Source organism: Chloroherpetonaceae bacterium, from assembly GCA_025056565.1.
Taxonomy (GTDB): Bacteria; Bacteroidota; Chlorobiia; order Chlorobiales; family Thermochlorobacteraceae; genus Thermochlorobacter.
In genome coordinates, this window is sequence record JANWWA010000005.1 from 1 (window position 1) to 7,119 (window position 7,119).

7 protein-coding genes and 1 tRNA gene are annotated in these 7,119 nt (G+C 48.2%); all 8 read right to left on the reverse strand.

Features of this window, described 5'->3' with window-relative positions; translation table 11 throughout:
* Positions 1 to 271 precede the first annotated feature (271 nt).
* Positions 272 to 347, reverse strand: a tRNA-Pro gene (locus tag NZM05_05240).
* Positions 348 to 379: 32 nt separating this feature from the next.
* Positions 380 to 1,642: a bifunctional 3,4-dihydroxy-2-butanone-4-phosphate synthase/GTP cyclohydrolase II gene (locus NZM05_05245; protein ID MCS7013021.1), complete on the reverse strand. Its 1,263-nt coding sequence runs from the start codon at positions 1,640 to 1,642 to the stop codon at positions 380 to 382.
* Positions 1,643 to 1,732: 90 nt separating this feature from the next.
* On the reverse strand, positions 1,733 to 2,425 hold the full coding sequence (locus tag NZM05_05250; GenBank protein ID MCS7013022.1) for an ADP-ribosylation factor-like protein: 693 nt from the start codon (positions 2,423 to 2,425) through the stop codon (positions 1,733 to 1,735).
* A gap of 11 nt (positions 2,426 to 2,436) precedes the next feature.
* Positions 2,437 to 2,802 carry a roadblock/LC7 domain-containing protein gene (locus NZM05_05255; GenBank protein MCS7013023.1) on the reverse strand — a complete coding sequence of 122 codons (366 nt, stop codon included), beginning with the start codon at positions 2,800 to 2,802 and terminating at the stop codon, positions 2,437 to 2,439.
* Positions 2,803 to 2,880: 78 nt separating this feature from the next.
* Positions 2,881 to 4,059 carry a response regulator gene (locus NZM05_05260; GenBank protein ID MCS7013024.1) on the reverse strand — a complete coding sequence of 393 codons (1,179 nt, stop codon included), beginning with the start codon at positions 4,057 to 4,059 and terminating at the stop codon, positions 2,881 to 2,883.
* 11 nt (positions 4,060 to 4,070) lie between these two features.
* Entirely contained in the window at positions 4,071 to 4,544 is a 474-nt protein-coding gene (locus tag NZM05_05265; GenBank protein ID MCS7013025.1) for a hypothetical protein, read from the reverse strand.
* Between the two features lie 3 nt (positions 4,545 to 4,547).
* The gene (locus NZM05_05270; GenBank protein MCS7013026.1) at positions 4,548 to 5,024 is read right to left on the reverse strand and encodes a chemotaxis protein CheW; all 477 of its coding nucleotides are present in this window, start codon (positions 5,022 to 5,024) and stop codon (positions 4,548 to 4,550) included.
* Positions 5,025 to 5,042: 18 nt separating this feature from the next.
* A partial coding sequence (locus NZM05_05275; GenBank protein MCS7013027.1) for a hybrid sensor histidine kinase/response regulator occupies positions 5,043 to 7,119 on the reverse strand: 2,077 nt, incomplete at its 5' end.

The following is a 7,119-nucleotide window of genomic DNA, read 5'->3' on the forward strand; positions in this document are numbered from 1 at the left end:
AAAGGGCGATTGAGAACGAAACCTAAAGCTCCTTCTTTGCGGCTGTGGTGGTGGAGGTAAACAACGGTTTTGCGGAAGTTAGGGTCAAGCAAAACTGGTGAGGCAGCAAGGACATAACCGGACATGTTTTCGGGTAACTGAATGTTTTCCGCGCTATTACTCATAGAGGTTGGTTGAGTGACTGGGATGGCCTTTTGGGGATTAAACAAGGATCCTCAAAAAGTTCTGTTATGAATGGAGTGGTGAGGAGGAATGATGCTTGAGGTTTAGATGGTCGGGCTGGCGGGATTTGAACCCACGGCCTCTGCGTCCCGAACGCAGCGCTCTACCAGCTAAGCTACACCCCGCAGTAAAGATTGAAGCAGAAAGTTAATAAAACTTAGCGATGCCCGAAAATTTTTAGGAGCAATCGCCCTGAGTCATGTGTTGTGTTGCTCATCAAGTGTCCGAGCTTACGCTCCTTAGCGGCAAGATAGGCTTTGTTGATATCGTTGGAATCGATTACAAGAGGCACACGCTCAACAACCTCCAAACCGTAGCCCTCAAGACCAACGATTTTCTTCGGATTGTTGGTCATCAGACGCATTTTGCGAATCCCCAAGTCCACAAGGATTTGCGCCCCGATGCCATAGTCTCTCAAGTCAGGTTTGAAGCCTAGCCGTTCGTTTGCTTCTACAGTATCAAGACCTTCATCTTGAAGGTTATATGCTTTGAGCTTGTTAATGAGTCCAATGCCACGTCCTTCTTGCATCAGATAGACTAGTGCGCCACGCCCTTCTTGCTCAATTTTCATCATTGCGATGGCAAGCTGCTCGCCACAGTCGCAGCGAAGTGAACCGAAAAGGTCGCCTGTGGTGCAAGACGAGTGCACGCGCAGAAGCACTGGTTCACCATTAGCAACATCTCCTTTGACCAGTGCCAGATGATTTTTGTCGTCAATTAAGGTTTCATATGCAATAAGCTTAAATTCACCAAGATGCGTAGGCAAGCGAACTTCGACAGCACGGCGCACCAGCTTTTCCTTCTGCATTCGATACGCCACAAGGTCTTTGATAGTGATGAGTTTCAAGCCGAGTCGGTCACGCAGTTTTACAAGGTCAGGCACGCGTGCCATCGTGCCATCGTCTTTTAGAATCTCACAAAGAATGCCGACAGGACGGAATCCTGCAAGCCGAGCAAGATCGACAGCCGCTTCAGTGTGCCCGACACGGCGCAAAACCCCACCGTCCATTGCCCGAAGCGGAAAGATGTGCCCGGGACGGGCAAAATCATTAGGGCGTGCAGATGGATCGGCAAGGTGGCGAATCGTAGTCGCACGGTCGAAAGCGGAAATTCCTGTTGTGACGCCCGCTAATTTTGCATCGACTGAGACGGTAAAGTTGGTCTCGTGCGTTGAAGTGTTATGACGCACCATTGGCTCAAGCTGCAGCTCTTGGGCACGTGCCGTCGTAATTGCCACGCACAATAGACCGCGCGCTTCTTTCGTGATGAAATTCACCATTTCAGGCGTGACATTTTCTGCCGCTGTGATAAAGTCGCCTTCATTCTCGCGGTCTTCATCATCGACAACAATGACGAGCTTACCGCGCCGAATATCTTCCAGCGCATCTTCAATGGTGTCGAAGGTAACGGAATCAGGCATATAAAATTTAGTCAGTTACCATTTTGGACTTTAAAAATACGAAAGGCGAACTGTGCAGTTCGCCCTGAAGAAGAAATCGGAAAAGGCGTATTAGCGCATCTTATTTTGCAAATTCTTGAAAAATTCACTGCTGCCTTGTGGCGCCGCAGCAGGAGCTGGTTGTGCCGCAGGCTGTTCGCTAACGGTAGTGCCGGTGCCTGTTTTTTGCCCAATGCGCTGCAAAGTCAGCTTGCTGATGAGCTTGAGCGTCTCCATCAGGCCTTGACCCTTGAACGCAACCGCCTCCGTATAGGGGAAACCGTATGGATTGAGTTCACGCTGTAGCTCTTCGATTGAGTAGATATTGGGAAGGTCGCGTTTGTTATACTGAATAACCACCGCGAACTTAGCAAGGTCAATTCCATACTCAGCAAGGTTTTCCTTGAGGTTCTGCATACTCTCCTTGTTTTCCGCCATTTTACCTTGCTGTGAGTCGGCGACAAAAACGACGCCATCGACGCCATTGAGCACCAGTTTGCGCGTGGTGTTGTAGTAGACCTGACCCGGAACTGTGTAGAGCTGGAACTTGGTGTTGAAACCTTTCACTGAGCCAAGCGAGAGTGGCAAAAGGTCAAAAAAGAGCGTGCGGTCTTGTTCAGTCGCTAGTGAAATCATCTTACTGGCAGCTTCCTGCGGCACCATCTGGTGAATGACTTGCAGATTCGTGGTCTTGCCACTCATACCAGGGCCATAGTAGACAATCTTGATGATAATCTCCTTGTTTGCATAGTTGATGTTCGCCATTGTCGTCGGGATTATGTGTTTTGAAGTTCTGGTTTAACAATGCTCATCACAATTTTAACAGCTTCTTGGAGCTTGGACTGCAGCATATCCAAATTTTTCTTCTCTGAGAATGCTAGCAAAAACACATCGTAAATCGGGATGACTACAATTAGGCGAGCGTCCTGCACAATGAAAATCTGGTTGGCCGTTTCGCCTATTTCATTCAATTTTTGAAATACGCTATCGAGCAGGGAATGAAAAATCGGTGATAGCGCAATGTGCGCATCCTTGGACTTGAAAGAACTGGCTAAGGTAAGACCGTCGCTATCAGCAATCAGCACACCCTCTACTGATGGCAGATCGGAAAAGAGCGAAAGGGCCTCGCTGAAATTACGCATACGACGGTCGAAGCGTTTGGAATTACAAATCTACAAAAGTTGGGTTAATTCTAAAATGCCTAAAATGCTGACAAATGCTTACAAAATTTTCTTGATGGTCTCAGACTCACGCTCAATAGCCTTAAACATATCGCCCGACGGGACGCTGGCGGGTGAAATCACAATGAAGAGAATATCACTGCCTTGCACATTACGAATCATCACAGTTTTGTTGCTGAAGCGTAGAACAATTTCGTTAAGCGTGCCCCCCGCAATAGACTTACCGACGGCAAAAATGCCCGGCAGGAGCTTAGACATCTCGTCGCCTGATTTAGCAAGGTCAATCGTAGAGCTACCGACGCGTTTGTCAAGCACAAAGCCCGTGTGCGTAACCAGAAAAGCTGCCTCAGCCTTAGCACCAGCAAGCACACGGTCAAGCATTTTAGATGTGTCCGCAATCTCTTCTTCTTTGGGAGTAGTCTGAACTTGGACGCGAAGTGTGTTAGGCTGCGTTTCGGCAGGAGTGGCATCACCGATTAAGTCCATCTGCATTGCTTCAATCATCAGCTGCTCCCAGCTTTCGACAATAGTAACAGTTGGCGGAATCTGCTCAATGGTGTCAAAGCTGCCGCCTTTCCAAGTGAGAATTTCAAAGAAAGCATCTTTGCCAGAACGAGGTGTGCTGGTTTCCGCATGGGTGATATTGCCCTTGTTGAAGCAAATAATGCCTTCGGCAGCGCCATCGCCTCGTTTGATATGCAGCGTGGAAGTAATGCGCGATAGGCAATTCATCTGAATCACATCCATCAGTTGCAAGCCGGGAATGATGCCTTGAACACTCTCAGTGCTTGATGACGCTGTGCTCTTGGCAGCTTGTTCACGGCGCGTAAAAAAGTCCTCGACCACACTAAGGAGCTTTTCCAAATCAAAAGGTTTCTCAATGTAAAGCAATGAACCACGTCGAGAAGCCTCTTCTTGAACTGCTGCGGAGCCATATGCGGTCATCACAATCACACCGATGTCGGGGTAGGTTGTGCGAATATGCCGAAGCAAGTCAATACCTTGTAACTTGCTGTTCGGCATTTTCAGGTCGGTAATCACAAGGTCGAATGGCTCTTGGGCGAGAATTTGCTGAGCAATGTCGCCGCTTTGTGCATGCTTGGCGTAGTATCGTCCTGAGCGAGAAAGCGTTTTAAGAATACCAACAGGAATGTTCTCTTCGTCGTCAACAATAAGCACGCGCCGCTGCGCAACAGAATCTGCAACTTGGGCTGACATATCTTGGCAGTTTAGGTTTGTGGCAATGCTGCAAAACTGTCACGAAAAACTCTCTCCATATCAACAATATACACGTGTTTTTGGCGTTCCTCAAAAAAGCCCAAAAGATAATCCTTCTTTGGAAAAATCGGGTCGCATGATTCAGGGGCTTGTTCAATCGGCAAAATCTTGCTCTGCTCAACCAGTGTAACAGGCATCACTTCATTGACTGTAGCGCAAAATGTCACACCTTGCACTTCAAAAATGACAGTGGAGTCGGTCGTAACAATTTTGCTTTGGCGATAAAGCCCAATATCCAACACAGAATCCAAAAAAAGTTTGGCGATAAAACGCTTGCTGTAAAGCACAATGCCGCCAAAGTGTGGTTTGAGAAGAGGTACCTCTATATGCGGAATAACTGGAAGCGCTTTCCGCACATACTCCGATAAGATGCCGAAGTAGAAGCGACCGATTCGCACCACAAAATAGGGGTTTGTCGACTGCATACTTCAAAGATTGCCAAGTGAGTGAATATACTCCGTAACGTAATGGAGAGCTTGATACGCATCAATTAGCAGAAGGTAAGACCCATTAAACTCAAACGCATACTTATAGAGATACGCATACTGGAAAGCTTCCTGAGGAAGTGGGCAAATCGTTTGCGCGCGCAATTTCCCAAGCACCTTACAGACTAACACACCAAAGAGAGGAGAGTCTGGATAGCTCATAACTAACACATACACCTTACCATTTCGCTTGGGAGAGGGGAGTGAGAAAAAATCAGCGAGTTGCAGCAAGGGGATTTTCCCATCTTGATATGAAAATGAGCCAAGATAAGGCTCAATTAAAAGACGAGGGTCATCTGGCGGTAGTTCAACAATCGACTTAATTGAAGCGGTCTCGAAGCCAAAGAATCGATTGCCAATCTCAGCAATCACCACCTCGCTCGATGCGGGCAGTGAAGAGGCAAAAGAGCCTATTGACATAAAGTGCTATGTGCTAAATCAGGCCACAAAGCTCTCAATAGTTTCAATGAGCTGTTGTGGGTCAAAAGGTTTGTTTAGAAACGCATTTGCACCAAGTTCCAGACCCGTGCGGCGATGTTTATCGCCAGCACGAGCAGTTACAATGACGATCGGCAAATCTTGATACTCTGGCATTTTACGAATCTCAGAGACAAGCTCAAAGCCATTCATACGTGGCATTTCAAGGTCACTGATAATCAAATCTACGTTGGCAGTTGGCAAGCGATTCAGCGCCGCTAAGCCATCATCGACAGAGATAACCGTCATATCCGCATTCTTCAGGACGGATTGCACATACTTGCGCACGCTGGGTGAATCGTCGGCATGTAGCACGGTAATTTTTGCACCCTTGCGCTTTCGACGCTTGATAGCCTGAGCTGGCGCTTCGGTGCTTACCGCAATGGCTTCAGCTGCACCACTGTTGACAGAGACATACACATCACGTTTGCGGGCTTCCTCAGAGCGCAAGAGATACTCAATGTCCAAGATGATAATCACTTGACCGTCACCAAGAATCGTAGAGCCAATCACACCGGGCACATTGCGCAAATGCTTGCCGAGCGTCTTTACAACGATTTCTTCCTTGCCAATGAGCTTTTCAACGGCAATCGCAACTTTCTTTTGCTCATCTTCGAGCTTGACCACCACGACGGCAACCTTAGCTTTGAAAAGCATCACATCAGACTGGTAGCCAAGAATGTCATTGAGGTATCGAAGTTCAATACGTTCATCGCGCAGTGTAATGTATCGCTTGCCATCTTCATCTTGCTCAATGATGTCCGTCGAGATATAGCTGGTCTCAAGCACAGGCTCAAGTGGAATAGCATAGGTTTGGTCAAGCGCCGTAACGAGCAGCGCATCTCCGATAGCAAGCGTAAGCGGCAGAGAGATGATAAACTTTGTGCCTTTGCCCGAAACCGTCTCAATGTTGGTCGTGCCCTTGAGGCGACGAATGGTATTCTGCACCACATCCATGCCGACGCCACGTCCCTGCAGCTCTGTAACCTTTTCAGCCGTGCTGAAGCCCGGACGGAAAATGAGCTCAGTAGCCTGAGCCGGCGTCATTTTCTCCGCTTCCTCAGGTGTAATAAGACCAACCTTGATGGCTTTGGCTTTGACTTTTTCGATGTTGATCCCGCCACCATCGTCTTCGACCTCCAAAATTACACGACTGCCTTTCTGATAGGCGCGCAGCGTAATCGTGCCTACAGGCGGCTTGCCTAATGCACGGCGCACATCAGGCGTTTCAATCCCGTGACCGATGGCATTGCGGACAATGTGCATAATCGGTTCAATCACTTCTTCCATCACAGTCTTGTCGAGCTTTGTCTCTTCGCCTTCGGTAACGAGGTTGATTTCTTTCTGCTCCATCTTCGCAATGTCGCGCACCGAGCGGCTAAAGCGCGTGAACATTTGCTTGACGGGTACCATTCGCATTCCTACAATCTCGCGATTAAGGTCGTTGGCGATACTACTGACCTTGACGATATTTTGGTTGAGCATACTACCAATGCTCTTAAGCTCTGAAATGGAGTCGTCAAGGTTAAGAATAGCCGATTTGATATCGCGTGAGATAATGTCCAGTTCGCTGAAGCGGTCGAACTCGGTTTCAGAGAATTCTTTGAGCACGTCGCTAAAACCAGTCAGTGCGCTGGCTTCTTTGCTGCCTTTTTGAATCATCGTGAGCACCTTCTTGCTAATTTGTGCAAGCTGAGTGCGCTCTTTGAGGAAGCGGTTCACGACTTTGGTAAATGCGGCAAGCTCGTTGTTTAAGCGGTTGCGCGCAATGACCAGTTCAGCAGAAAGATTAACAAGGCTATTTAGTGCGCGAATGTCAATACGCACAGTTTGCTCAGCGACACTTTGCGTGCGGCGTTGCTGAGCAGCGGTCTCCACCGTCTCGACTGCCTTACTTTCTTTTGCTTCCGCTAAGGAGACGGTAGAGCGGATCTCGCCAAATTGCTGGAGCTGTTCGGTGTAATTGTTCAGAATCGCAACTAAAGCATCGCGATTCGGGTGCTCATCTTTGCCGGTGTTGCGGAAGGTGTTGAGCATG

Bases quoted from the DNA above. Each gene is read 5' to 3' on its own strand.
- NZM05_05265 (MCS7013025.1), bottom strand. From the start codon at position 4,544: ATGCAGTCGACAAACCCCTATTTTGTGGTGCGAATCGGTCGCTTCTAC.
- NZM05_05245 (MCS7013021.1), bottom strand. From the start codon at position 1,642: ATGCCTGATTCCGTTACCTTCGACACCATTGAAGATGCGCTGGAAGAT.
- NZM05_05255 (MCS7013023.1), bottom strand. From the start codon at position 2,802: ATGCGTAATTTCAGCGAGGCCCTTTCGCTCTTTTCCGATCTGCCATCA.
- NZM05_05250 (MCS7013022.1), bottom strand. From the start codon at position 2,425: ATGGCGAACATCAACTATGCAAACAAGGAGATTATCATCAAGATTGTC.
- NZM05_05270 (MCS7013026.1), bottom strand. From the start codon at position 5,024: ATGTCAATAGGCTCTTTTGCCTCTTCACTGCCCGCATCGAGCGAGGTG.
- NZM05_05260 (MCS7013024.1), bottom strand. From the start codon at position 4,059: ATGTCAGCCCAAGTTGCAGATTCTGTTGCGCAGCGGCGCGTGCTTATT.